Below are 25,690 nucleotides of genomic sequence, written 5' to 3' on the forward strand. Positions count from 1 at the left end.
GAACGGGTTCAATTGTAACCATATCGGCTCAGAAATCCGTCGGTGCGCCGCCTTCGGCTTTTCTGCGGTCCACAAAGTCGCGCAGCTCCTCGCGGATCGCGATATCCATCGGCGGTGCCTCAAAGCTGCCGATGATCTCCCGGAACATCGCGTGGGCGCGTTCCGGCGTCCAGACAGCGCCCGCGGCCTCCCAGCCCTCGTAGTTCTTCCAGTCGCTCAGGAAGGGCTGGTAAAATGCGGTGGTGTAGCGATCCTGGGTATGCTGAATGCCAAAGAAGTGTCCGGCGTTACCAACAGACTTAATCGCGTCCAGCGCAATTTCGTCTGGCCCCGTCGCCACAATCGCCGGATCCATATACCGCTGAATCTGCTGCAGAATTTCGCAGTCCATGATGAACTTCTCGGGGCTCGCGATCAGCCCGCCCTCCAGCCAGCCGGCCGCATGATAGACCATGTTCGTACCGGATTGGACTGCGGCCCACAGACTGTTGGAGGTCTCCCACATCGCCTGCCCGTCTGGCACATTGGCGGCACAGACGCCTGATGACCGCATCGGCAGACCATAATACCGCGCCAGCTGCCCCGTCATCTGCGTCGCCCGCATGTATTCCGGGGTCCCGAAGGCAGGCGCGCCGGATTTCATATCAACATTCGACGTAAAGGTCCCGATCGCACAGGGGCAGCCGGGCCGGATGATCTGGGCCAGCACGATGGCACAGAGCCCCTCTGCCAGAGACTGCGCCACCGCCCCCGCCATGGTGACAGGTGCCATCGCACCCGCAAGCGTGAAGGGCGTGACAACCAGGCCCTGGCCCCGCCGCGCCAGACGCATCCAGCCATCGAGCATGGGATAGTCATGCTTCAGCGGTGATGTAGAGTTAATATTCGTGTACATCCGGGGGCTTGCGTCGAATTCCTCATGTGAAAGGCCGCTTGCGATACGGACCATTTCCATCACATCCTCGACGCGCTCTTTGCCCAGACTGTAGGCATGCATGACCTTGTCGGTCAGTGTCAGCTTGTCAAAGAGCACATCCAGATGCCGTACGCTGGCATGGATGTCCACGGGCTCAACCGGATAGCCGCCGGCAAAGTGGATACAGTTGAAATACTGCGTCAGCTTCAGCAGGTTCGCGCACATTTCGCGCGTGCCCGGCACCTTTGTGCCGAGCGTCATGTCCCAGTAGTTCGGCGGCGAGGACACATTGCCAAAGAGCAGGTTGTTGCCGCCAACGGTGATCTGCCGGTCCGGATTGCGCGGTGTCAGCGTGAATTCAGACGGCGCTCTGGCCACCCATTCCATGACGAAATCCCGGCCCATGCGCACATTTTCGCCGGTCACATCGGCGCCGGCACGGCGCAGGATCTCCACCGCTTCGGGGTTCAGGAACTCGACGCCGATCTCTTCGAGAATGCGCATGGCGCCATCGTGGATGGCCTCGACACCTTCGGGGGACAATGGCTCCACCGGTTTGTCCGTGTTGACCGGCGGCTTCCAGGGCATCTGTTCGATAACGGCCGATCCGCGGCGGCTGGCCGCCCCTGCCCGCCCGCCGGTTCTGCCGCGCCTTTTTGTCGGAGCATCTGCCATGCTGAACGCCTTTCTGTTGCCGGTCCTCGTGAACAGAAGGCCAGAGGCGGCAGCAGGCAGCCGTTCCAATCGCGACCAAATCAGTCGTTTTCAGCAGACAGACGGTCTGTTTCAGCTCTGTGCCGCGATCCAGTCCGGCAGATGGCCGATGTGATCCACCACGACGGTCGCATGCGGTTGCAGGGTCTGAGCAGTCGCAAGACCGGTCAGAACGGCCGCGGTGCGCATGCCCGCTGCACGACCCGCAAAAAGATCATGCGTGCTGTCCCCGACCATCAGGACGGATGCGGGATCAAGCGCTACCGCCTCGCAGAATGCCAGCAGCTGACCTGGGGCGGGCTTGCCGCCATGTCCGCTGTCTGAACCGGCAACAAAGTCAAAAAGATCAAGGGCCCCCGCATTGTGCAGATGGGCACGCGCCGGGGCTTCGGCGTCATTGGTGGCAACGCCCAGCCTGAGACCCTTCGCCTGCAGGTCTCTGAGATAGGGCACGAGCGGCACGACTTCGGCCTGCGGCGCACGCGCGGCCTCTTCATTCAGGATATCCAGCATCCGCGTCCGCGACATTCCCGGCAGACCAGGTGCAAGCGCATCCGCAACCTCAGCAGGCGTTCCGGCAATCACGATACTGTCCGGCTCAAACCGCGCAGCACTGGTATCAAAGCCGATGCGCTCCCCCAGCGCGCGTACATCCTGATCGGAGCCCGCGACCCGGCGCAGAAAGGCCAGCGCCCAGGCCTCCCAGGTCCGCGCGAAATCGAACAATGTGCCGTCCTTGTCGAAGATAACGCCCTGAACAGCCGTCATGTCCAGTTCACCTGCTCACCACCCGGCAGTGCCATACGGGCCTGCATCAGACTGTCATAGGCAAGAGCGGACGCGTCACATGCCGCGACAACCCAGGCATCATCCATCATCACGAAATCCAGAACAGAGCCCAGAAACGCCGGATCCCGGGCGCCTGCCCGCAGGTCATCTTCGGAAGCGCCGGTCGAGCCCAGAAACACCGGCAGAAGCTCATCGTTGCCGGCCAGCCACGTCAGTATCTGCAAGGCCAGCGTTTCGGCTGTTTCCCGCGTATAGCCCATGGATAGAAATCCTTTTAATGATGTTGGAAACCCTTTGTTAACTAATATGACGGCATTGTCGAATTCCAGAAGTTACCAGTACAAGGATGACTGAGCGCGTGCAGGGTAAAATCCTAATTGTTGATGCTATCTCGACCAACCGCATCGTCCTGAAAGTCAAACTCGCGTCTGCTTTTTACGAGGTTATTCAAGCCTCTACAGCAGACGAAGCCTGTGTCGCAGCGCTGCGGCACAACCCCGATCTGATTATCTCAGCCATGACACTGCCGGACTGCGACTCGGCACAGCTCTGCACCAAGCTGCAGCAGAACCCGCAGACGCGCGCGATCCCCATGATGGTGATCGGGTGCCGCCCGAACGCGGACACCCGCCTGCGCGCGCTGGAAGCCGGCGTTCAGGACGTCATGCTGAAACCTATCGATGACACACTTCTGCTGGCCCGCGTCCGCAGCCTGATCCGTGCCCACAACACTGCCGCCGAATGGCAGATGCGGGATGATACGTCCCGCGCGCTTGGCTTTGCAGAGGATGTGGTCGATTTCGGCCCTCCCGGACAGGCCATTGTCGTCGGCACCGACAGCGGAGAGACCGGAGCGCTGATCGAAGTGCTCAATCCATCGCTGCGGATCAAACTGTCCTATTCCGCTCCGGAAACCGCCTTGCGCGATCTCACGCCAGGCCGCGTGCCGGACATCTTCGTGCTTGTGCTCGATGACGAGGACACGCATAGCGGCGAAGTTCTGCGGCTGCTGGCGGCGATCCGCGCAACGGCAATTACGCGCCATGCGGGCATCCTCGTTCTGCAACCACGCCCCGACCCGGGCCTTGGCGCCTATGCGCTGGATCTCGGCGCTGACGATCTGATGACCGACGGCTTCGACAGAAAGGAAATGGTGCTGCGGATCAAGGCGATGATGCGCCGCAAACGCGTGGCGGATCAGCTGCGCGCGACCGTGCGCACCGGCCTCAAGGCTGCCGTTTCTGATCCGCTGACAGGTCTGCACAACCGCCGTTATGCAATGCCGCATCTGGCGCGTGTCGCAGAGCATTCTGCCGCAACCGGGCGCAGTTTCGCCGTCATGGTGGCTGACCTCGATCACTTCAAGCGCATCAATGACCTTTACGGTCATGCCTCCGGTGACGCCGTGCTGGTCGAAGCCGCACGGCGCCTGCGCGAAAACCTCCGGGGCGTCGATCTCGTTGCCCGCATCGGTGGTGAGGAATTCCTGATCGTCATGCCCGCAACCCCGCTCAGCGAAGCGCGCGCCGCGGCACGCAGGCTGTGCCGCAAAATCGGCGGGACGGGGTTCAAGGTGCCGGGATCATCTGATCCCATCACGGTCACCGTGTCCATCGGTGTGACCATCGGCGGCCTGCAGGGCAAACGGATGATCGAATCGGACAAGAACGCAAATGATCTGCTCGATGCCGCAGACAAGGCGCTCTACGAGGCCAAGATCCAGGGACGCAACCAGATCAACCTCGCCCGCCCCGCTGCCTGAGGGCCTGCGTTACTTTTTGCGCGGGCCCCGTTTCAGGGCGTCCTCGACGCGCTGCGCGTAGGCCGCGCGTTCCTCTGCAGACATACCTGCCACCACATCGATCCATGCTGTCTGTGTCGCCTGCAACAGGGTCACACCCGCCTCTGCCTGCCGCTGCGCTGCCGCCTTCAGAGCCACCGGGTCAAACGGCTCCGCACGCAGAGCAGTCAGAACATCGCCGTAAAGCGCCCGGCGGGCACGCCGGTCGGGGACTTTACCCCTGGCATCCTCTCTCACGCCACGGAACATCTCGCGACGCTGCTCTTTTGGCAACGCAGACATATAAGGCCGCGCGTAATTCTCCGCACCCGGCCCGCCCGGCCGGTCCGGACCGCCCCGCAGGAAGGCGCCGGCCACCAGCCCCACGACGGCCAGATTGATGGCCAGCGATGCAAAAAGCGCCAGTTTCAGCCACCGGCCGGAACGCTTCGGAGGTTCCTGTCTGGTTTCATCCGTCATCTCTTAACCCTCTTCTGCATCCCAGCCGAAACCAGCCGCACCATCATCGAAACTTACCGTATCCGAAACCTCATAACCCAGCAGGACCGCCCCCGTATCCGGCAGCATGTCGGGCGGGCTGATCCCGATCCAGAACCCGGCACAGGTCGCTGCAACCAGCCCGCCAAGCCCCTGCCAGCCGCCCGGCAGCCACCGGAACGCACCCGTCGCCGGACGGCGCACCGGACGCAGCACCTGTTCAGACAGAACCCGGTCTGCATCGCCCAGCACCCGCGCGGCCAGCCCTGCCGGCAAATCATCCCGCTCCGACGCAGCCTGCGCGAGAATGGCATCAAGGTCTTCGGTCATTTTCTGCCGGTCAGTCATCTTCTGTCATCCCCAGTTCATCTTTGCGCCCCGCCAGTGCCGCCGCCAGCGCCCGCTTTCCCCGCGCTGTGAGGCTTTCTACCGCTTCGGTGCTGATCTCCATAATCTCAGCAATCTCCGGATTGCCCAACCCTTCAAGGTGTCTCAGAACCACGGCCTGCCGCTGGCGGTCGGGCAGATCGTCAAGCGCCTGCTGCAGGGCATCCGCCCGCGCGCGTCTCTGCAACCGTTGTTCCATCCCCGGTGCCGGATCGGACGGCTCGTGAATATCGTCCAGCGCGGATCCGCGCCGCCTGCGCAGCCTGTCGGTGCACAGATTGGCGGTCACCCGGTACAGCCAGGTCGTGACCTTCGCCCCACCCTGCTGCCAGTCCGGGGCGATCCGCCAAAGACGCATCATCGCCTCCTGTGCCACGTCCTCAGCCTCGCTCTGATCGCCCAGCATGCGCCGCGCCTGATGGTAAACCCGCGGCAGAAGCCGCCCGGTCAGCACCCGCGCAGCATCCCCGTCGCCCCGCGCGAAAAGCAGCAGCAGAGCGTCATCTGAGCCGTCAGAAAGTGTGTCGCGCGGCATATTCATTCCCGAAAGGGTTAGAAGCCCCGGGAGCCGCATTCAAGCAGCTCCCGCGCACTCCCGTCCGTCGTCTTCAGTTTTCGCCGCGTTTGCCACCGTGACGCTTGCCCTTGAACCGGGCTTTGACTTCCTCGAATTCCTCTTTGGAAATCGCGCCGTCGCCATCCGCGTCGACCCGGGCAAACCGTTTGTCCGCGCGCTCAGAGCCCGAGAGTTCTTCCATCGACAGACGCCCGTCGTTGTCCGTATCCAGACGCTCGATCATACGCGCGGAGCGGTCTTTCATCCGTTCGGCCGCCCGCTGGGACAGTTCCTCTGCGGTCAGAAAGCCATCTCCGTCCGTGTCAGCCTGCGCCATGCGCTGGGTCCGCTGCGCGTCCATCTCGGCACGGGTGATGCTGCCGTCGCCATCGGTGTCGAGCATTTCAAAGGTCACAGGCTCACGGTCCGCACCGTCGCGCGCCATAGCAACACCGGTTGTCAGGGATACAGCGCCAGCCAGGATAAGGGCGATGATTGCAGTGTGTTTCACAGGTCTTCTCCTCAATTGTTTTCCGCCGCCCGTTTTCGGGTCGGACAGTACATTGAACGGAGCAGGTTCCGGTTTCCGTCGCAGAAAAATACTTTTTTCATTCGCGACATCCCGCCGCAGCGACCGGACGCCATCTTTTAATCCCGGCGGTAAAGGCGCAAGTAGCGGTATCTTCGCAGGATTAAAGTTATGAACGAGTCGGTTTCCCCGCAGGACGATCTTACACGCGCGCCGGACACAAGTGCCGCAAAGGCCCCCGAACGCAGTACGAAAACCTCCATTTTGCGGGGGTGGCGGCGCAAATGCCCGCATTGTGGCAATGGTCCGCTGCTGAAATCCTATCTCAAGGTATATGACACCTGCCCGGTCTGCCGCGAAGAGCTGCACCATCACCGCGCAGATGACGGCCCCGCCTATCTGACGATCCTGTTTGTCGGGCACCTGATGGCGCCGCTGCTGCATCTGGTCTTTGTCTGGTACCGTCCGGACCCGCTGGTGCTCTTCACCGTCTTTGCCGTTGGCTGTGTGGCGCTTTCGCTCTACCTTCTGCCCAGACTGAAGGGAGCCATTGTCGGCTACCAGTGGGCACGGGGTCTGGGTGGATCTGGGCATACCGCCTGATCCTGTCTGCCCTGCGGGAGGGACCGGATCCATGACACCGCGCGACACCACCGACAAAACCGCAGTACGTGACGCCTCCACCGTTATTCTGTTGCGCGACCGCGACACGACGCCCCGGATTCTGATGGGTCAGCGCGGCGCAAAAGCCGTCTTTATGCCCAACAAGTTCGTCTTTCCGGGCGGTGCGGTGGATGCTGCCGATGCCACCATCCCGCTGGCAGCCCCCTGCCCGGGGGGTGTTTCAAGAGGCTGCTCGAGGACAGTGGCCACGACATCCGCCATGCTCTGGCCGTCGCCGCTATCCGCGAGCTTTGGGAGGAAACCGGTCTGGTGCTGGGCCGTCGGGAGCCATGGCCGGGCACACCACCGCACGACTGGCACAGCTTTCACAACACCGGATATCTGCCTGACGCCTCCGGACTGCAATTCGTGTTCCGTGCCCTGACCCCACCCGGACGTCCTCGCCGGTTTGATGCGCGATTCTTTCTGGCGGATGCAGATGCGGTCGCCGGAGACGTGGATGACTTTTCGTCCGCCTCCGATGAGCTGTCACACCTGCAATGGGTACCGCTGGCCGATGCCCGCCGGTTCGACATGCCCTTCATCACCGAGGTCGTGCTGGCAGAGATCGAAGCCCGTGTAACGGACCGGCGCCCTCCCGCCTCCGTTCCGTTTTTCAAAAATAACGATGAAGAAAGCCTGTTCCTGCGCCTGCGCGGCCATCCCATGCAGGACTGACCCCTCAGATCACCAGAACCAGCAGCAGGATTGACGCGACGAGCACCGCCATCCCGGACAACTCGCGCATTGTGCTGCGCTCTCCGAAGAAGAGCACCGACGCCATCAGGCTGAAGATCAGCTCCACCTGTCCCACCGCTTTGACATAGGCCGCCGTCTGCAGGGTGAAGGCCAGAAACCAGCCGAATGATCCGCCCATGGACATGATCCCGACCCACACCGCCACGCGGCGCGCGTCCCAGACCGCGCCCAGTTGTGGCCGGTCCCGCAGCCAGAGCCAGGCCGCCATACCCAGCATCTGAGATCCCGTCACAGCCGCCAGCGTGACGGCGGCCCGCAGCACCGGGTCCGCAGCATCCAGCTCCAGCGACGCGCCCCGGTAAGACACAGCAGACACAGCAAAAAGAATGCCCGATCCCAGCCCCAGCGCCACCCCACGGTTGAACATCTCCGCCATGCCCAGCCCTTTGACCTGCGGCGGTGTCGACAGCAGCAGAACACCGACGAGCCCGAGCGCAATTGCCGCAAAAGCCACAGCGCTCACCCCTTCTCCCAGCAGGATCAGCCCGACGATGACCGACAGGATCACCTCGGTTTTCATCAGGGTGACCCCCACCGCGAAACTGCGGGACTTAAAAAGCGTGACGACGAAAATCGTTGCTGTGATCTGTGCCAGCCCACCGGCAAAAACAAAGCCCCAGAACGCGGACGACAGCGCGGGCAAGGCCTGGCCTGTCACAAACAGATAGGCCGCGGTCAGAACGGCAATCACCGGGGCGGAGTAGAGAAACCGCGAAAACGTGGCACCCGCCGGGCTCAGAACCGCCGTCGACAGAACTTTCTGCAGCATAAACCGCAGGGTCTGAAATCCGGCGGCAGCGATGGCTGCAATCACCCAGAGACTGGCAAATTCTGTCGTCATGCGCCGGTCATGACCGAAATCGGCGGCAGTTGCCAGTGCCTGTCAGAGACGCGGGTCCGGGTTTTCCGTGTGGCCGTCCACGGCAATCACCTGGCCCGTGACGCTGCGCGCCGCCTCCGAGCCCAGAAATACCGCCATATCGGCGATGTCCTGCGCCTCGACGAAACGGCGCATCGACGTGCCCTGGGCGTAGCCATTGTACACCTCGTCCCGCGTCATGCCTTTGGCGGCGGCCTCACGCGCCAGGACCCCTTCCATCCGCTCGCCTTCCACCGCACCGGGGCAGATCGCATTGGCGCGCGCCCCGAACGGGCCCAGTTCCATCGCCAGTGTTTTCATGAACCCGATGATCCCCCATTTCGCCGCCGCATAGGGCGCGCGGTTAGGATACCCGTAAAGACCAGCGGTCGAGGACGTCAGAACAATAGCACCACGCCCAGCATTCTTCATCGCCGGAATGGCATGTTTGCAGGTCAGAAAAGCACCCTCAAGGTTGACAGAAACACAATTTTTCCATTGTGTTATATCCGTTTCTTCAACCAGGTTTGTTGGCCCCGCGATACCTGCATTGGCACAGACGACGTCCAGCGCACCCATGGGGGCGATCACCTCCCGCATCGCGGCCTCATCGGTGACATCGGCCTCATAGCAGGCCCAGCTATCAGGGCACGCGGCCAGTGCCGCCGCATCCACATCCGTGACCGCCACGGCATATCCCGCGGCCTCAAAGGCCTCGCCCATGGCGCGCCCGATGCCCGAGGCGCCTGCGGTGATCAGGACCTGTTTCATCCCGGCGACCTGATGGACGCCCCGGCCCCCTCGGGCAGCGGCAGACCTGCCTGTGCATCGGCAAACCGGCGCAAGGCGGCATCCACCGCTGGCCCCGCCGGTGCCGACCGCCGCGTCGCGAGATCAACGTGCAGCAGGAAGTGTTCCCCGGTGGCCAGCAGCCGCTCACCCTCAGACATTTCGTGCCAGAGGTGCATTTTCTTGCCGCCCCCCGCCAGCACGCGCGTCCTGACCGTGATCACGGCGCCCGCGTGCACCTCGTCGATATGGCGGATATGGGTTTCGGCGGTGAAATAGCTGCCGCCCGCCTCAATATAGGCCGCATCGCATCCGATCAGCTCCATGAAGCGGTCCGTGGCCATGCCAAAAGCATCCAGATACCGGGCCTCGTTCATGTGCCCGTTGTAATCCGTCCAGTCCAGCGGCACGGCGCGGTGAATGGTCACCACCGGCTGGGCCGCATCCTCAATATCCTCCGCCCGCGCCGCCAGGACAGTGCCCGCGCGCAACTGTTCCTCATGGGCGTTCAGCAGCGCCCCCGCCCCCTGGTCCTGCGCCTTGAGCGCGCGCATCATCGCCACAAGGTTATTGTCGCGGATGCGCTCCAGATCCCGGATGCTGTGATGCCCCGATTGCGCGTCCGACTGATCCGCGATCAGGTCCACCAGCTCATCGGTAAACTCCGGCACATCCATCAGGCGCGTCCAGGGCCATTTCAGCGCCGGGCCGAATTGTGCCATGAAATGGCGCATCCCCGCCTCGCCCCCCGCCACCCGGTAGGTTTCAAACAGACCCATCTGCGCCCAGCGGATACCGAAACCATAGCGGATCGCATTGTCGATCTCTTCGGTTGTGGCAACGCCGTCGCGCACCAGCCAGAGCGCCTCGCGCCAGACCGCCTCCAGAAAACGGTCGGCCACATGGGCGTCGATTTCCTTGCGAATGTGCAGAGGGTACATGCCCAGACCGGTGAGCACCTCTTTTGCCCGCCCGATCAGATCAGCACCCGCAGCTTCGGACGGCACCAGCTCCACCAGGGGCAGCAGGTAGACCGGATTGAACGGGTGGCAGACCATGATCGCACCAGGGTGTGCCGCGCCCTCTGCGAGTTCGGATGGTTTGAACCCGGATGTCGAGGACCCGATGATCACGTCGCCACCGGTCACGGCCTGGATGCGTCCGTAAACATCCAGTTTGATCTGCAGCCGTTCAGGCACGCTCTCCTGCACCCAGTCCACACCTTCGACCGCATCCTCAATGCTGTCGCAGAAGGTCAGCGTCCCTTCTGCCGGCAATGCCGCATCGCTCAGCCCCGGATAGGACCGGCGGGCATTGTCCAGCACGGCGGCGATTTTGCGCTCCGCTTCCGGGTCCGGATCCGATACCCGCACATCCCAGCCGTTCAGCAGAAAGCGCGCGGCCCAGCCGCCGCCGATCACACCCCCGCCGATGATTGCAGCCGTTTTCGTCATTGTTCCCCCCGCGGCAGTGCCGCCAGATTGTATCCGTTGAATTCCATAATCTCGCGCGCCGCAGCCAGCCTGTCGCCGCGCAGATCCGGCGTGCGGTTCAGGATCCAGCCCATCTCGCCGCCAGGTGTGCCGACGGTCGCCGTGCGCGCGTCTTCGTCCATCCACATGACCCACAGGGCGCGCTCTGCTGTGTCCAGATCGGAACTGCCCGCCCGCAGCACCCCGCGCGGATTAACCTCCAGCGGCACGTCCAGCGCGGTATCCGCACCACAGCGCACCGTCAGCCGTTCGGGTGCCTGCGCCGTTGCCGCCTCCCAGGTCTGGCCGGCACACCCCGGGAAAACCGCGCTGGGATAGGCTTCGATCACATGCCAGCGGCCGGAAAACGCCGCCGGGGTAAAGCGTGTGGTTGCCGTTATGGGCACGCCCGTATCGCGAAACTCGGGCGCGGGCACCGGGGCGCAGCCCGCCAGCAGTGCCGCGCAAAGGTAAAGCGCGCCCAAAGACACCGCGCGCTGCGCACCGACGTTATACCGACGTATTACCGACGTGATACCGACAGGCTCACCGACGCTGATTTTCATGAGCGGGGCGCCCGTTTTGTGAGCCCGAGTTTTTCGCGGACCTCGGCCGCACCAATGACACGCGCGCCCATGTTTTCGATGATCGTTCCCGCCCGTTCCACCAGCTGCCAGTTCTCCGCCAGAACGCCCTTTTCCAGCCACAGGTTGTCTTCCAGCCCGACGCGCACATTGCCCCCGGCCAGAACCGCCGCCGCGACATAGGCCATCTGATTGCGTCCCAGCGCAAAGGCAGAAAAGGTCCAGTCGTCCGGCACATTGTTCACCATCGCCATGAAGGTATTCAGATCATCCGGCGCGCCCCAGGGGACCCCCATGCAAAGCTGAACAAGTGCTGGCGCATCCAGCACGCCGTCCTTAACCAGTTGTTTTGCATACCACAAATGCCCGGTGTCAAAGGCCTCGATCTCCGGCTTCACGCCCAATTCCGTCATCATCCGCCCCATCGCCGTCAGCATGCCGGGCGTGTTCGTCATCACGTAATCCGCTTCCGCAAAATTCATCGTCCCGCAGTCGAGGGTGCAGATTTCCGGCAGGCATTCAGCCACATGCGCCACACGCGCCGTGGCCCCGATCATATCTGTGCCCGCCTCCTGCAGCGGCAGGGGCTGTTCGGGATTTCCGAACACCATGTCACCGCCCATACCCGCCGTAAGATTGAGCACCACATCGACATCCGCGTCGCGCACCCGGTCGGTAACCTCCCGATAATACTCAATATTTCTGCTGGGCGCGCCGGTCTCGGGGTCGCGTACGTGGCAGTGCACGATTGCCGCACCGGCTTTGGCGGCGGCGACCGCACTGTCAGCAATTTCTTTAGGTGAACGCGGCACATGCGGGCTGCGGTCCTGCGTGCCGCCCGACCCGGTCACAGCACAGGTGATAAACACATCTTTGTTCATGGTCAGCGGCATCTGAATTCTCCCTTGCTCCACGGGTGACGATGCCGCAAAAGAGCACTCATCACTTCACAAAATGCGAACCTGAATTGACGTATTCCGCAGAAATCGCCCGGGTCGGCATCGTCGTCCTCGAAGACAGCAACACACTTTCGCTCGCTGCGGCGGCGGATCCTCTGCGGGCAGCGAACCGTCAGGCAGGGCGCATGCTTTACCGCTGGCATTTCCTGACGCCCGGCCCTGCTGATGTGGTGCTGACCAGTGGTCTGGCGATCCCGGAGCGGCCTGTTGCCGGTGCGGATCCTGTCGACCTGCTGATCGTGGTGGCCGGGTTTGCGCTGGAGCCGCAAGCAACGCCCGCTCTGGGGGCTGCGCTGCGGCGGCTGGCGGGTGGCGCGCGCTGGGTTGCAGGCATCGACGGCGGCCCCCGGATGCTGGCCCGCGCGGGTCTTTTGGACGGACACCGGGCCACGACACACTGGGAGGATCTGGAGCCATTTGCCCGTCGGTTCCCCGAGATCACAGTTGAAAACGCCCGGTTCGTGGCGGATGGCGCTGTGCTGACAAGCGGCGGGGCCGCGCCGGCCATTGAAATGATGCTGCATCTGATCGGTGCCGAACATGGCGCTGATCTCGCGGCACAGGTGGCCGGCAGCTTTATCTATGAGCCGCCGGTGCAGCCGGCACGGCCGCAACGGCGCAAGGGCCTGCCCGCGGGTGCCTCACAGGTAACGGTCAGAGTGCACGCCCTGATGGAGGCGCGGACCGAAGACCCGATGCGCCTGCCTGACATCGCGCGCGCGATCGGCATCAGCCCCCGCGCGCTTCAGATGCGGTTCCGCAGGGATCTGGGCACAACGCCGCAGGCGCACTATCTGTCGCTGCGGCTTGGCGAGGCGGAACGCCTGCTGCGCGATACGGAAACGCCTGTCCAGGACATCGCTCTGGCCACCGGGTTTTCCTCGCAATCAGCCTTTGCGCGCGCCTTTGCGGCCTGGGCCGGTCAGAGCGCCAGCAGCTACAGAACGAGCTTCAGACGTGCTCAGTAAGGCATCGGGTGCTGGCGGTGTGCCGCGTCGATGTCCTGCAGCACCTCATCGCTGAGGGTCATATCCACCGCACCGAGGCAGGTTTCCAGCTGCTCCATCGTTGTCGCGCCAAAGATGATGGAGCCCATGAACGGACGGGTCCGGCACCAGGCCAGCGACATCTGCGTCAGGTCAAGACCGTGTTTGTCAGCGACCGCCCTGTAGGCGGCCACAGCCTCAAACGCACGGTCGGTGCGGCGACCGCCCAGCTCCGGGCTCAGGGACATGCGGGAGCCATCAGGTACCTGACCATCCTGGTATTTGCCTGTCAGAAGGCCGGTTGCGAGCGGCGAGAAGGCCAGCAGAGAGACATCTTCCTGGATGCTCATTTCGGCCATATCCGTGTCGTAAAGCCGGCAGAGCAGCGAATATTCGTTCTGCACAGAGGCCACCCGGGGCCAGCCGTTGCGCTCGGCAATATCGATCCAGCGGGTGGTGCCCCAGGCGCTTTCATTGCTGAGACCAAAGGACCGGATGGTGCCGCGTTTCACTTCTTTTTCAAGTGCTTCCAACGCGTCTTCCATGTGGGAGACGGTATCCAGAAGCAGCTGCCCCGACGGGTCATACGTCCAGTTCTTGCGGAACATATAGCTGCCCCGGTTGGGCCAGTGGAACTGATAAAGGTCAATGTAATCCGTCTTCAGCCGCCGCAGCGATCCCTCGATGGTCTCCGGGATGGTCTGCGACGAGATCGGTGCGCCATCGCGGACGGCGGCCATGCCCTCGCCCGAATGTTTGGTCGCCAGAATGACATCCTCGCGCCGCTCGGTTTTTTCAAACCACAGGCCGATGATGCGTTCGGTCCGGCCGATCGTTTCCGCTTTGATCGGATTGACCGGATACATCTCAGCGGTGTCGATGAAATTTATGCCGGCATCCAGCGCACGGTCGATCTGTTCGTGGCCTTCCTCAGCCGAGTTCTGCGATCCCCAGGTCATGGATCCCAGTGCAGAATTCGGAAACAGAAATGCCTGTGCGGCCCAGCTCGTTCATCTTCATCGTTATGTTCCTTGTCTTTCCGGGCGCGACTGTAATGCGCGCAGCCCTGCGGGCAACCCGGTTTTTGCATGACCCGGCCAGCGGCACTGTTCCGGGGAGGGAAAAGAAGTATTGAGAACAAAAAAAGAACATATATACTGGCCCCATGCCTGTTGCCCACCCTCTTCTCGCCCGTCGCCCCGCCCGCCCGACTGCCAGCCTGCCACTGATGGGGAATGCGCCCGATCTGCAGCTGGCAAAGGCGCGTGTGCACGAGGCCTGTGGCACCGCCCGCCGCACGATGGCGGTCTGGCTGGCGGCGCGCACCACCGGGCCGGTGATCTGGATCAGCCCGGCCTGGGCGCAGGACCAGCTGAACGCGGACGGGCTGCGGGACTGGATTGACCCTGCCCGCCTGATCTTTGTGCGGCCCCGCCGGGCGGAGGATGTGCTCTGGACCATGGAAGAAGTGCTGCGCGCCGGGGCGGTCGCACTTGCCGTGGCAGACCTGCCCGGCCTGCCGGGGCTGACCCAGGTGCGCCGGATGCATCTGGCAGCCGAGACCGGTGCCGCAGAGGGCCAGCATGCCCCCACCGGGCTGCTGCTGACCCCCGGCAACGGCGGTGCCGCCGGGGTTGAGACGCGCTGGCATCTGGCGCCGGATCATGCGGCAGGCCCGGAGGGCTGGCGGCTGGAGCGGTTACGGGCGCGCACCGCCCCTCGGCGCAGCTGGCAGATCGCCCGCAACAACACAGACAGGGCGCTCTGCATCAAAACGGCGTGACACCACTGGACGCTCCCCTCTTCATGCTACCATGTGATCAGCGAAAGGGGGGCCTGCCCCATGATAAAACTGACACGCCGCGCAACAATTGCGGGGGCCCTCGCGGCCTGGGCCACAGCGGCCCGGAGCGCGCCACAACCCTATGATCTGCTGCAGGAGCAGTCTTCGGTCACCTTCACCTTTCTCGTGAACGGCACCGCCCAGAACGGCCGCGTGCCCGTAAGCACCGCTGATATCCGCGTGGATCTGGCCAACCTCGCGCGGTCCTCGGCAAAGGTCACCGCCGACATCCGCCGCGCCCGCACCGGGTTCGCGCTTGTCACCCAGGCCCTTCTGAGCGCATCTGTGCTGGATGCCGGCACACATCCCATCGTCTCTTTTACCTCCACCCGCATCCGTCTTGGCGCACAGGGGCGCATTTCCGAAGGCGCCCGGATCGAGGGGGATCTGACACTGCGCGGAGTCACGGCGCCTCTGAGCCTTGATGCCACCCTGAGCCGGCCTGCAGGCTCTGCCCCTGACGATCTTTCGGAGCTTTACGTCGATCTGACAGGCTCCCTCAGCCGGAACACCTGGGGCGCCACCGGATACCCGGATCTGGTCGCCGATGAGGTGCGTATCGACATTCACGCCGAAATCCGGGCCCGCGCATAAAAACGACACGGATTTTGTCGAATAACCACAAGGTTAACGTGCAAAACAGGCAGATGGTGCCCGTGTTATGCGCCTGCTGATTTCCTTTGCCGCCCTCTTTCTCTCTGTCATTCTGCTGCAGCTGTCGTCGGGCGGCGTTGGCCCGCTTGATGCGCTCTCCGGTATCACGCTCGGTTTCACACGTCAGGAAATCGGCCTGCTCGGCTCCGCGCATTTCCTGGGCTTTTTCATAGGATGCTGGTGGGCGCCCCGCCTGATGGGCGGGGTTGGCCATTCACGCGCTTTTGCCGCGTTCACAGCCGCCGGTGCCATCGGGCTGATGAGCCATATGGTTGTGGTCGATCCCATCGCTTGGGCCGTCATGCGCGTGGCCTCAGGACTTTGCGTTGCGGGCTGCTACACCGTGGTCGAGGCCTGGCTGCAGGCCAAGGTCACCAATGCGACGCGCGGCCGGACCATGGGCGTCTACCGCGTCGTTGACATGACCGGTTCCTTCGCCGCGCAGATGGTGATCAGCGTTCTGGAACCCGCGTCCTACGTCTCTTACAACCTGCTGGCCATTGTCTGCTGCGCGGCTCTGCTGCCACTGACCCTGACGCGCGTACCGCAGCCCGAAACGCCGTCCTCTCCCCGCCTGCGCCCCGGCCTTGCCTATCACCGCTCCCCGCTGGCGGCCGCGGCAGTGCTGGTGGCTGCCCTGTCGAGCGCATCCTTCCGCATGGTCGGCCCGCTTTACGGTGAGGAAGTCGGGCTCAGCACGCCGCAGATCGCCTGGTTCCTGTCGGCCTTCGTGCTGGGCGGGGCACTGGCCCAGTACCCGATGGGCTGGCTTGCGGATAAATATGACCGCCGCTACGTACTTGTCTGGCTCTCCATTGCCGCTGTCGGCAGCTCTGCGATCACGATCTTTTCGGCCGGTCTGGGCACCACGGGCATCATGCTGACTGCGGGGCTCTTCGGGCTGACCACTTTTCCGATCTATTCGGTGGCCGCCGCCCACGCCCATGACTTTGCAGACGACAGTGAACGTGTGGAACTCTCTGCAGCGCTGATGTTCTGGTATGCCATGGGTGCCATTGCGGCGCCGTGGTTCGCCTCGCTGCTGATCGACGCCTTCGGACCGGCGGCCCTCTTTGTGATGATCGCACTGGGGCACATTCTGCTGGTTGTCTTTGGTCTCGCCCGGATGCGGGCGCGCCCCGCCCCGGCAGACAGAACGCGCTACACCTATGTGCCGCGCACCTCCTTTATCATCGGTCGCCTGACCAGCCGCTTCCGGACAGGCAACAGCAATCCCGCCGATCCGCCCGCAGATCAGAAATAGCGTGGTCCTCCGCGAAAAGCTGAGGTAGACGGGGCGCAACGCTCCAGAAGTACGGGACAGCCCCATGGCACGCCACCTGATCACATCCGCTATTCCCTACATCAACGGGATCAAACACCTCGGCAATCTCGTGGGCAGTCAGCTGCCTGCGGACCTTTATGCGCGCTACCTGCGCGCCCGGGGGCACGAAGTGCTGTTTCTCTGCGCCACGGACGAGCACGGCACGCCCGCCGAACTGGCCGCCGCCAAGGCGGGCAAGCCGGTTGCAGAATACTGCGCCGAGATGCATGGCGTACAATCCCAAATTGCAGACGGGTTTGGTCTGTCCTTTGATCATTTTGGCCGTTCGTCCAGCCCACAGAACCACGCGCTGACCCAGCATTTCGCCGGTCGTCTGGCAGAGGCCGGCCACATCAGCGAGGTCAGCGAGAAACAGGTCTATTCCAACGCAGACGGACGGTTTCTGCCGGACCGCTATATCGAAGGCACCTGCCCCAACTGCGGATATGACAAAGCGCGCGGCGACCAGTGTGAGAACTGCACCAAACAGCTCGACCCCACCGATCTGATCAAGCCGCGCTCTGCGGTTTCAGGATCAACCGACCTCGAAGTGCGCGAAACAAAACACCTTTACCTGCGTCAGTCGCAGATGAAGGACCAGCTTGACGCCTGGATCGACAGCAAAACGGACTGGCCCGTGCTGACCACATCCATCGCCAAAAAATGGCTGCATGACGGGGACGGCCTGCGCGACCGGGGCATCACCCGTGACCTCAACTGGGGCATTCCGGTGCGCCGCGGCGACGCGGACTGGCCGGGGATGGAGGGCAAGGTGTTCTACGTCTGGTTCGACGCCCCCATCGAATACATCGCCTGTGCGGGTGAATGGGCTGAGGCCAACGGGCTGAGCGACGCGGACTGGGAACGCTGGTGGCGTACGGACAAGGGCGCAGATGACGTGCGCTATACCCAGTTCATGGGCAAGGACAACGTGCCCTTCCACACGCTGAGCTTCCCCGCCACGCTGATCGGATCGGGCGAGCCGTGGAAAATGGTCGATCACCTGAAATCGTTCAACTATCTGAACTATGATGGCGGCCAGTTCTCGACATCGCAGGGACGCGGGATCTTCATGGACCAGGCGCTCGACATTCTGCCGGCGGACTACTGGCGCTGGTGGCTGCTGAGCCACGCGCCCGAAAGCAGCGATTCAGAGTTTACATGGGAAAATTTCCAGCAGTCGGTCAACAAGGACCTGGCGGATGTGCTGGGCAATTTTGTCAGCCGCATCACCAAATTCTGCCGGTCGAAGTTCGGCGAAGCTGTGCCCGATGGCGGCAGCTTTGGTCCGGTTGAGGAAGCGCTGATCAGCGATCTGACAGATATGCTCGCGCGGTACGAGACCGCCATGGAGCAGATGGAAGTGCGCAAATCCGCAACCGAACTGCGGGCCATCTGGGCGCGCGGCAACGAATACCTGCAGTCCGTTGCACCCTGGACCGTGTTCAAAACCGACCCCGACACAGCGGCGGCACAGACCCGGCTGGGGCTGAATCTGGCGCGGCTTTTTGCCGTTCTGTCGTCGCCCTTCGTGCCCACCGCATCGGACAAAATTCTGACTGCGCTGAATGCCTCTGACAGTAAATGGCCCGGCGACGTTGGCGCATTTCTTCAGGAGCTGGCGCCCGGTCATGATTTTGATGTGCCCGAAGTGCTCTTTGCCAAGATCACGGACGATCAGGCAGAGGAATGGAGCACTCGTTTCGCAGGTGTGCGCAGCTGATCCGGCGGCATCGCCGCAGACGCGGCGGCCTGTACTGCATGGTCCTGCAAAAAGAATCGTAAGGCCTGATACATCGGGGCGGGACAAATCAGGACAGTGTTCGCTCTCGTCATTCCTGCGGAACGACTGCCGCCCGGAGCCAAAGTCAAAAGAAGCACGTTTCTGACGAAACGTCTGTGGTACCCGCGGCCGGGCTCGAACCGGCACGGCATTTCTGCCTGGAGATTTTAAGTCTCCTGTGTCTACCATTCCACCACGCGGGCCTGCGTCGCACCATAGCGCCAGCATCCCGGGTGTAAACGGTCAGATGTCCTTTCCGGGCACTGCCAGCGGCCCGCCTTCGTTCAGCAGAAAGCGCTCGGAAAGCCAGGGGTTGTTCTCAAGCGCCAGCAGCAGTTCTGCACGGGCCTCTTCGGTGCGCCCCATGTTCATCAGGGTCAGCGCCTTTCCGGACCGTGCGCCTACATGATCCGGCGACAGCGCCAGCGCCAGATCGAGATCGGTCAGCGCCTTTTCATAGTCCTCGCGTAGAAAATGCACGAATGCGCGCTGATTGAACCCTTCGGCATAGAGCGGGCAGTATTCGGCAAGCCGGTCGAACTCTTTGATCGCCCCGACAAAATCAAACCCAGAGCGGAACCGCATGCCACGGTCCAGCACCTCCTGCGCCGTCTCATCGGGCGCGCGCAGCCAGACCTGCCACATCCGCGCAGCGGCGGCCTGCCCCTCGGCATCGTTTTTTGCATTGCGGGCGTCTTCGAAAAGCGCCTGCATTTCAGCGGTGATGTCCTGAGGCGCGGGACAGGAGGCCATGGCGCCCCCGGCCGTCAGGCACAATACAGTCACGAGTGTTTTCATGGTGAATATCCTGGGGCGGTCCGGCGCTGCGTCAAGTCGTGTCAGACAGCATCGTTTCCTTCACGGCCTCCATCGCCACATAGGTCGATGTGTTGGCAACATGCGGCAGGCCGGAAATCGTGTCCCCCAGAAAACGACGGTAAGACGACATATCACGCGTGCGCACCTTGAGCAGATAGTCAAAGCTGCCTGCAATCATATGTGCCTGTTCGATCTCCGGCACGCGTGCAACGGCCTGATTGAAGGCCGAAAGTGCCGTTTCGCGCGTATCGCTCAGGCGCACCTCGACAAAGGCGACGTGATCAAGCCCGAGCTGGATCGGATCAAGCAGCGCGCGGTAACCGATAATGACGCCGGCCTCTTCAAGGCGTCTCAGACGCGCCTGGGTCGGCGATTTGGACAGACCGATGCGGCGGGCAAGATCCGTGATGCTGATCCGCCCGTCCTCTGCCAGAACTGTCAGAATCGACCGGTCGAAGCGATCAAGCGCTACCTTATCAGTTTTCTCGTTTTTACCCGCTAACTTCACAGTCTTTCCTTCCGAAGTATCGATATTCAGTCATTATGGCCGGAGATAACCGGCTATACTAGAGAAAATGCATGATCTGGAGAACCGCCATGCCCCGCGATACTTCACCAACGCTGCGCCACCTCATCGACGCCGGAACCTACGCAGACCAGGACGAGGTACTGCAGGACCTGATCCGGACCGCCGGCCTGTCAGAGCAGGACCGGCAGAGCATCTGCGACCTGGCCGCGTCCCTGGTACGGGACATCCGCAGCAGTACGGCCCCCGGTCTGATGGAGGTTTTCCTGGCCGAATACGGTCTGTCCACGGATGAAGGCGTGGCGCTGATGTGTCTTGCTGAAGCCCTGTTGCGGGTGCCGGACGCCGACACAATCGACGCCCTGATTGAGGATAAGATAGCTCCCTCCGACTGGGGCCGCCACCTCGGGCACTCCACGTCCAGCCTTGTGAACGCTTCGACCTGGGCGCTGATGCTGACCGGGCGGGTGCTGGACGACGAACAGCCCGGACCAGTGCGGCATCTGCGGGCTGCGATCCGGCGGCTGGGTGAGCCGGTCATCCGCACGGCCGTCAGCCGCGCAATGAAGGAAATGGGCCGCCAGTTTGTTCTTGGCGAGGACATCAATGCCGCGATGCAACGCGCTGAAGGCATGGAGAAAAGTGGATTTACTTACTCCTATGACATGCTCGGTGAGGCCGCCCGGACAGAAGCCGACGCCAAGCGCTATCACCTGAGCTACTCCCGGGCGATCTCGGCCATTGCCACTGCCTGCACGGACAGTGATATCCGCCGCAATCCCGGCATTTCCGTAAAACTGTCGGCCCTGCATCCGCGCTACGAAGTTGCGCAGGAAGAGGCCGTGATGACCGACCTGGTGCCGCGTCTGCGGGCGCTTGCCCTGCTGGCCAAATCGGCGGGCATGGGCCTGAACGTCGATGCCGAAGAAGCCGACCGTCTGGCCCTGTCACTGGAGGTGATCGACCGTGTGATGTCCGAACCTGCCCTCGCCGGATGGGATGGGTTTGGCGTCGTGGTCCAGGCCTACGGCCCGCGGGCCGGTACCGTGATTGATGCGCTTTATGCTATGGCCGAACGGCACGACCGTCGTCTTATGGTGCGGCTGGTCAAAGGGGCCTACTGGGACACTGAGATCAAACAGGCCCAGGTCGAAGGCGTCGACGGTTTCCCGGTGTTCACGCGCAAGGCGGCCACGGATGTGTCCTACATCGCAAACGCGCGGCGTCTGCTGCGCATGACCGACCGGATTTACCCGCAGTTTGCCACGCACAACGCCCACACTGTCGCCGCCATCCTGCATATGGCCGATGATCCGGAAAGCTATGAGTTCCAGCGTCTGCACGGCATGGGTGAGACGCTGCACCGGCTGGTGATGGAGCAAAACGGCACGCGCTGCCGGATTTACGCGCCTGTGGGCGCACACCGCGACCTGCTCGCCTATCTCGTCAGGCGACTGCTGGAGAACGGCGCAAACTCCAGTTTTGTGAACCAGATTGTGGACGAGGATGTCCCCCCGGAAGTTGTGGCGGCGGACCCTTTCGCGGCCCTCGATGAACCCGGGCGGCACAACATCGCGCGCGGGCCGGATCTGTTCCAGCCCGTACGGGACAATGCACAGGGGTTTGATCTGGCGCACACGCAGACGCTGGACGCCATCGAAGAAGCCCGCACGCCCTGGCGTCACCGCACATCAGACGCCGCCCCCTTGCTGGCCTGCCCTGCCGATCCGGAGGCTGCGCGCGCTGTCACCAACCCGACCGATCCGGGCGACAGCCCCGGCACCGTCCGGCAGGCCACTGCCGGTGACGTCGCCGCAGCCTTTGACGCCGCAGCACCATGGCAGGCCCCGCTTGAAACACGCCGCGCCGTCCTGATCCGCGCGAGCCATCTGCTCGAAGAGAACTACGGTCAGATATTTGCGCTGCTGGCACGGGAGGCGGGCAAAACGATGCCTGACTGTGTTGCGGAACTGCGCGAAGCGGTTGATTTTCTGCGGTATTACGCGGCCCAGGCGACGGACACGCCCGCGGCAGGCATCTTTACATGCATTTCCCCCTGGAACTTCCCGCTGGCGATTTTCTGCGGGCAGATTTCCGCAGCCCTCGCCGCCGGTAACGCCGTTCTGGCCAAACCTGCCGAACAGACGCCGCTGATTGCCGATCTTGCCGTATCGCTGCTGCACGAGGCAGGCGTTCCGCGCGCGGCGTTGCAGCTTTTGCCGGGCGGCGGGGACATCGGTGCGATGCTGACATCTGACGCGCGTGTGAACGGCGTTGCCTTTACCGGCTCCACCGCCACAGCCCAGCGGATCCGCAGCAATATGGCCCTGCACTGCCTGCCCGGGACGCCGCTGATCGCGGAAACCGGCGGCCTGAACGCCATGATTGTGGACAGCACCGCCCTGCCGGAACAGGCCGTGCAGTCCATTATCGAAAGCGCATTTCAGTCCGCCGGACAGCGTTGCTCGGCACTGCGCTGCCTCTACGTTCAGGAGGACATCGCGGAAGACTTCATCAAAATGCTCAGAGGCGCGATGCACGCCCTGAATGTCGGCGATCCCTGGCACCTGAGCACCGATCTGGGTCCGGTGATTGATGATGCGGCTCACAGGGTTATTGCGGATCACATCGCCACAGCACGCGCAGAAAAACGGGTGATCGAAGAGTTGCCTGTGCCGGAACATGGCACCTTCATTGCGCCCACCCTGATCCGTGTGAACGGTATCGCGGACCTTGAGCGTGAGATCTTTGGTCCGGTGCTGCACCTGGCCACCTTTGGGTCACATCAGCTGGACAGCATCATCGATGACATCAATGCCACGGGCTACGGCCTGACCTTTGGTCTGCACACCCGCATCGATGACCGGGTGCAGCATGTGGCGGAGCGCATTGAGGCCGGCAACGTCTATATCAACCGCAACCAGATCGGTGCAATTGTCGGCAGCCAGCCCTTTGGTGGTGAGGGTCTGTCAGGCACCGGCCCCAAGGCAGGCGGACCAAGCTATCTGCCGCGGTTCGGCGCGCCGGAGCGTGAAAGCACCGACGCGGTCTGGGACACCGCGATGCAGGCGCTACCCGCGATGTCGGATCACCAGCGCACGGGGCTGAGTACCCTGTCCCTGCCGGGGCCCACCGGCGAATCCAACCGGCTGAGCACGCTGCCGCGCGCGCCACTGCTTTGCATGGGGCCTGGCACTGCGACGGTTGCAGCTCAGGCCCGCGCGGTGCGTGCCCTGGGCGGGGTCACCGTCGAAACCACCGGCAGCATTGATCCGGCAACACTCACGAATGGCCCCGCATGGGGCGGCGTTCTGTGGTGGGGCGACACGGACACCGCGCGCGGCATCGAACAGGCGCTGGCCGCCCGCAAGGGGGCGATCATCCCGCTGATCCCGGGCCGCCCGGATGAGGCCCGTGTCCGGGCCGAACGGCACGTCTGTGTGGATACGACAGCTTCCGGCGGGAACGCGGCACTGCTCGGTGCTGCATCCTGAGACAAAGGACCGCCGCCTTCAGCGCGGCGGTCCTTGACCCTGCTCGTGCAATCGCCCAGCGTGGGCCCATGTTTCCGATCCGCGATCACAATCCGTCCGGCCGCACGCCCTGGGTGACCTGGGGCCTCATGGCGATGAACATTCTCATTTTCCTCAGCTACTGGGGTGACATGGAAAATGCCCGTGTCATCAACGCGCTGTGGTTTGAATGGGCAATGATTCCTGCGCGTATCACCGATGGCGACGGATTCTATACGCTGATCACATCCATCTTTCTGCATGGTGGTATCATGCACCTTGCAGGCAACATGCTCTTTTTGTGGATCTTCGGCGACAATATAGAAGATACGATGGGACATCTGGGCTATCTGGTGTTCTATCTTTTGTCGGGCGTTCTAGCCTCGCTGGCGCAGGTGGCGATTGATCCTGGCTCAACCGTGCCGACGGTCGGGGCATCGGGTGCTATTGCGGGCGTGATGGGGGGATACCTGCTGCTTTTCCCAAAGGCGCGTGTCGACATCCTGCTCATCCTGATTGTGTTCTTTAAAGTCTTTCCGATCCCGGCCTGGATCATGCTGGCCGTCTGGTTCGGCATGCAGTTTCTCGGCGGGCTCGGGTCGGACACAGGTGGCGGCGGCGTGGCCTACTGGGCCCATGCGGGCGGCTTTGTGGCCGGCCTGATCCTGGCCGTTCCGGTGTGGCTCGCGCGCGGGGACCTGCGTTCTGGGAACGCACGCACGGCCAGCCGCCGCATCCCGAAGCGCGCTACACCTTTGAACAGAGCCGTATTCCGAAAGTGGGGCGCAAATGACAAGCGAGCGCATCACCGCGCGCTGTCACTGTGGCAGTATCGTGATATCCGCCCGGCTGCGCGGGCGCGGCATGACACCTGCGCGCTGCACCTGTTCCTTCTGTCGTCGCCGTCAGGCGGGCAATGTGAGCTGCGCATACGATTCACTGGACATCATCTCGGGCGCAGAGAACCTGCGGCTCTATCAGTTCGGCACGCGCACAGCAGAGCATTATTTCTGCGGCATCTGCGGGATTTACACGCATCACCGCCGCCGGTCTGATCCGTCAGAGATTGGTGTGAACATCGGTTGCATCGACGGGCAGGACCCGACAGACTACGAACCGATGGTCTGGCACGACGGGGTAAATCACCCCTCGGACAGCTGAGCGGGATCAGTCGCGGATCAGTTTCGCCAGGGGCGAAAACAGCGCCTCATTGGCGCAGATGATCGTGCCATCTGCAACGATGTCACCGCTGGGGTCGATGGGTTCAGCCAGACCGCCCGCTTCGCGCACAATGATGGTGCCCGCAGCGATGTCCCAGGCATTCAGACGCCGTTCCCAGTATCCGTCGTAACGGCCGGCGGCCACATAAGCCAGATCAAGGGCCGCAGCGCCCCAGCGGCGCACGCCCGCACATCCGGGCAGCACACGGCCAAGCTCGCGCAGCGTGTCCGGCAGATCCCCCCGGCCACCAAACGGCAGACCGGTGGCAAAAACACTCTCGATCATGCGGATACGGCCCGAGACGCGCAGACGGCTCTCGTTCATCCAGGCCCCGGCCCCTTTTTCCGCCCAGAACATCTCGTCCTTGGCCGGGTCGAACACGACACCCGCAACGATCTGGCCTTTGTGCTCCAGGGCGATCGACACCGCCCAGTGCGGCAGGCCGTGCAGGTAATTCGTGGTGCCGTCCAGCGGGTCGACAATCCAGCGGCGCGTCGGGTCCTGGCCCTCTTCCTCTTTGGATTCCTCGCCCACCCAGCCATAGGTCGGGCGCGCGCCCATCAGTTCTTCTTTGATGATCTTTTCGGCGTTCAGGTCGGCGCGGGACACAAAGTCGCCGGCACCTTTCATCGACACCTGCAGGTTCTCAACTTCGCGGAAATCCTTGACCAGCGACCGGCCTGCCTTGCGGGCGGCCTTGATCATGATGTTGAGATTTGCGCTGCCTGTCATGTCCGGACCCTCGTGCGATGTTCAGGCTGCGCGTAT

The 25,690-nt window shown here is 63.0% G+C and carries 23 protein-coding genes, 1 tRNA gene and 4 pseudogenes; 11 read left to right on the top strand and 17 right to left on the bottom strand.

Going from position 1 to position 25,690, the window contains the following annotated elements:
- Positions 1-28: 28 nt before the first annotated feature.
- The 3 genes from ACZ1HA_RS09260 to ACZ1HA_RS09270 form a co-directional block, all read right to left on the bottom strand.
- Positions 29-1,591 carry a trimethylamine methyltransferase family protein gene (locus ACZ1HA_RS09260; protein ID WP_472713634.1) on the bottom strand — a complete coding sequence of 521 codons (1,563 nt, stop codon included), beginning with the start codon at positions 1,589-1,591 and terminating at the stop codon, positions 29-31.
- A 111-nt stretch (positions 1,592-1,702) separates the two neighbouring features.
- Entirely contained in the window at positions 1,703-2,398 is a 696-nt protein-coding gene (locus ACZ1HA_RS09265) for an HAD family hydrolase (protein WP_472713635.1), read from the bottom strand.
- Entirely contained in the window at positions 2,395-2,679 is a 285-nt protein-coding gene (locus tag ACZ1HA_RS09270; RefSeq protein WP_472713636.1) for a DUF3572 domain-containing protein, read from the bottom strand. Before ACZ1HA_RS09270 ends, ACZ1HA_RS09265 begins: the two co-directional genes overlap by 4 nt.
- Positions 2,680-2,777: 98 nt before the next feature.
- Between ACZ1HA_RS09270 and ACZ1HA_RS09275 the strand changes: the two genes are divergently transcribed.
- Complete coding sequence (locus tag ACZ1HA_RS09275) at positions 2,778-4,181, top strand: diguanylate cyclase (protein ID WP_472713637.1); 1,404 nt, start codon at positions 2,778-2,780, stop codon at positions 4,179-4,181.
- 9 nt (positions 4,182-4,190) lie between these two features.
- Here ACZ1HA_RS09275 and ACZ1HA_RS09280 read toward each other — a convergent pair whose 3' ends face one another.
- The 4 genes from ACZ1HA_RS09280 to ACZ1HA_RS09295 form a co-directional block, all read right to left on the bottom strand.
- Positions 4,191-4,679: a periplasmic heavy metal sensor gene (locus ACZ1HA_RS09280; RefSeq protein WP_472713638.1), complete on the bottom strand. Its 489-nt coding sequence runs from the start codon at positions 4,677-4,679 to the stop codon at positions 4,191-4,193.
- A 3-nt stretch (positions 4,680-4,682) separates the two neighbouring features.
- The gene (locus ACZ1HA_RS09285) at positions 4,683-5,045 is read right to left on the bottom strand and encodes a hypothetical protein (protein ID WP_472713639.1); all 363 of its coding nucleotides are present in this window, start codon (positions 5,043-5,045) and stop codon (positions 4,683-4,685) included.
- Positions 5,038-5,625 carry an RNA polymerase sigma factor gene (locus tag ACZ1HA_RS09290; protein ID WP_472715309.1) on the bottom strand — a complete coding sequence of 196 codons (588 nt, stop codon included), beginning with the start codon at positions 5,623-5,625 and terminating at the stop codon, positions 5,038-5,040. The genes ACZ1HA_RS09285 and ACZ1HA_RS09290 overlap by 8 nt, the downstream gene beginning before the upstream one ends.
- Before the next feature lie 67 nt (positions 5,626-5,692).
- Positions 5,693-6,151, bottom strand: a complete 459-nt coding sequence (locus ACZ1HA_RS09295; RefSeq protein ID WP_472713640.1) for an EF-hand domain-containing protein — start codon at positions 6,149-6,151, stop codon at positions 5,693-5,695.
- A 189-nt stretch (positions 6,152-6,340) separates the two neighbouring features.
- Between ACZ1HA_RS09295 and ACZ1HA_RS09300 the strand changes: the two genes are divergently transcribed.
- On the top strand, positions 6,341-6,772 hold the full coding sequence (locus ACZ1HA_RS09300; protein ID WP_375230795.1) for a DUF983 domain-containing protein: 432 nt from the start codon (positions 6,341-6,343) through the stop codon (positions 6,770-6,772).
- Between the two features lie 31 nt (positions 6,773-6,803).
- A pseudogene (locus tag ACZ1HA_RS09305) lies at positions 6,804-7,510 on the top strand (NUDIX hydrolase).
- A 4-nt stretch (positions 7,511-7,514) separates the two neighbouring features.
- Here the strand turns inward: ACZ1HA_RS09305 and ACZ1HA_RS09310 are convergent.
- Genes ACZ1HA_RS09310 through bcoG form a run of 5 tightly spaced genes read right to left on the bottom strand, consistent with a single transcriptional unit; the run spans position 7,515 to position 12,188 of the window.
- Positions 7,515-8,432, bottom strand: a complete 918-nt coding sequence (locus ACZ1HA_RS09310; protein ID WP_472713641.1) for an EamA family transporter — start codon at positions 8,430-8,432, stop codon at positions 7,515-7,517.
- Between the two features lie 42 nt (positions 8,433-8,474).
- Positions 8,475-9,221, bottom strand: coding sequence for an SDR family oxidoreductase (locus ACZ1HA_RS09315; protein ID WP_472713642.1), 747 nt, complete (start codon positions 9,219-9,221; stop codon positions 8,475-8,477).
- The gene (locus ACZ1HA_RS09320; RefSeq protein WP_472713643.1) at positions 9,218-10,693 is read right to left on the bottom strand and encodes a carnitine 3-dehydrogenase; all 1,476 of its coding nucleotides are present in this window, start codon (positions 10,691-10,693) and stop codon (positions 9,218-9,220) included. The genes ACZ1HA_RS09315 and ACZ1HA_RS09320 overlap by 4 nt, the downstream gene beginning before the upstream one ends.
- Positions 10,690-11,277: a lipocalin family protein gene (locus tag ACZ1HA_RS09325; protein WP_472713644.1), complete on the bottom strand. Its 588-nt coding sequence runs from the start codon at positions 11,275-11,277 to the stop codon at positions 10,690-10,692. Before ACZ1HA_RS09325 ends, ACZ1HA_RS09320 begins: the two co-directional genes overlap by 4 nt.
- Positions 11,274-12,188, bottom strand: coding sequence for a 3-dehydrocarnitine:acetyl-CoA trimethylamine transferase BcoG (bcoG, locus tag ACZ1HA_RS09330; protein ID WP_375230790.1), 915 nt, complete (start codon positions 12,186-12,188; stop codon positions 11,274-11,276). Before bcoG ends, ACZ1HA_RS09325 begins: the two co-directional genes overlap by 4 nt.
- A gap of 74 nt (positions 12,189-12,262) precedes the next feature.
- Here bcoG and ACZ1HA_RS09335 point away from each other — a divergent pair, with 74 nt between their 5' ends.
- Positions 12,263-13,222 (top strand): GlxA family transcriptional regulator, encoded by a 960-nt coding sequence (locus ACZ1HA_RS09335; protein ID WP_472713645.1) that lies wholly within the window; start codon positions 12,263-12,265, stop codon positions 13,220-13,222.
- Here ACZ1HA_RS09335 and ACZ1HA_RS09340 read toward each other — a convergent pair.
- Positions 13,216-14,260, bottom strand: a pseudogene (locus ACZ1HA_RS09340) (aldo/keto reductase). The gene ACZ1HA_RS09335 and the pseudogene ACZ1HA_RS09340 sit on opposite strands and share 7 nt — an antisense overlap.
- A gap of 208 nt (positions 14,261-14,468) precedes the next feature.
- Here ACZ1HA_RS09340 and ACZ1HA_RS09345 point away from each other — a divergent pair.
- The 4 genes from ACZ1HA_RS09345 (at position 14,469) to metG (ending at position 18,784) form a co-directional block, all read left to right on the top strand.
- Positions 14,469-15,023 carry an ImuA family protein gene (locus ACZ1HA_RS09345; protein WP_472713646.1) on the top strand — a complete coding sequence of 185 codons (555 nt, stop codon included), beginning with the start codon at positions 14,469-14,471 and terminating at the stop codon, positions 15,021-15,023.
- Between the two features lie 60 nt (positions 15,024-15,083).
- The gene (locus ACZ1HA_RS09350) at positions 15,084-15,677 is read left to right on the top strand and encodes a YceI family protein (protein ID WP_472713647.1); all 594 of its coding nucleotides are present in this window, start codon (positions 15,084-15,086) and stop codon (positions 15,675-15,677) included.
- 67 nt (positions 15,678-15,744) lie between these two features.
- Positions 15,745-17,001, top strand: coding sequence for an MFS transporter (locus tag ACZ1HA_RS09355; RefSeq protein WP_472713648.1), 1,257 nt, complete (start codon positions 15,745-15,747; stop codon positions 16,999-17,001).
- 64 nt (positions 17,002-17,065) lie between these two features.
- Positions 17,066-18,784, top strand: coding sequence for a methionine--tRNA ligase (gene metG / locus ACZ1HA_RS09360; protein ID WP_472713649.1), 1,719 nt, complete (start codon positions 17,066-17,068; stop codon positions 18,782-18,784).
- A 177-nt stretch (positions 18,785-18,961) separates the two neighbouring features.
- Here the strand turns inward: metG and ACZ1HA_RS09365 are convergent.
- From ACZ1HA_RS09365 to ACZ1HA_RS09375, 3 genes are all read right to left on the bottom strand, one after another.
- Positions 18,962-19,047: transfer RNA gene (locus ACZ1HA_RS09365), tRNA-Leu, on the bottom strand.
- Between the two features lie 40 nt (positions 19,048-19,087).
- On the bottom strand, positions 19,088-19,642 hold the full coding sequence (locus tag ACZ1HA_RS09370; RefSeq protein WP_472713650.1) for a tetratricopeptide repeat protein: 555 nt from the start codon (positions 19,640-19,642) through the stop codon (positions 19,088-19,090).
- A 31-nt stretch (positions 19,643-19,673) separates the two neighbouring features.
- The gene (locus ACZ1HA_RS09375; RefSeq protein ID WP_375230782.1) at positions 19,674-20,171 is read right to left on the bottom strand and encodes an Lrp/AsnC family transcriptional regulator; all 498 of its coding nucleotides are present in this window, start codon (positions 20,169-20,171) and stop codon (positions 19,674-19,676) included.
- An 89-nt stretch (positions 20,172-20,260) separates the two neighbouring features.
- Here ACZ1HA_RS09375 and putA point away from each other — a divergent pair, with 89 nt between their 5' ends.
- The 3 genes and pseudogenes from putA to ACZ1HA_RS09390 all read left to right on the top strand — a co-directional run.
- The gene (gene putA, locus ACZ1HA_RS09380) at positions 20,261-23,683 is read left to right on the top strand and encodes a bifunctional proline dehydrogenase/L-glutamate gamma-semialdehyde dehydrogenase PutA (protein WP_472713651.1); all 3,423 of its coding nucleotides are present in this window, start codon (positions 20,261-20,263) and stop codon (positions 23,681-23,683) included.
- A 68-nt stretch (positions 23,684-23,751) separates the two neighbouring features.
- Positions 23,752-24,494 (top strand): annotated as a pseudogene (locus ACZ1HA_RS09385) (rhomboid family intramembrane serine protease).
- 71 nt (positions 24,495-24,565) lie between these two features.
- Positions 24,566-24,760: pseudogene (locus ACZ1HA_RS09390) on the top strand (GFA family protein); the annotation flags it as partial.
- A 108-nt stretch (positions 24,761-24,868) separates the two neighbouring features.
- Here ACZ1HA_RS09390 and ACZ1HA_RS09395 read toward each other — a convergent pair.
- Positions 24,869-25,654: an inositol monophosphatase family protein gene (locus ACZ1HA_RS09395; RefSeq protein ID WP_436399247.1), complete on the bottom strand. Its 786-nt coding sequence runs from the start codon at positions 25,652-25,654 to the stop codon at positions 24,869-24,871.
- Positions 25,655-25,690: the final 36 nt, after the last annotated feature.

The organism is Roseobacter sp. S87 (assembly GCF_055693285.1).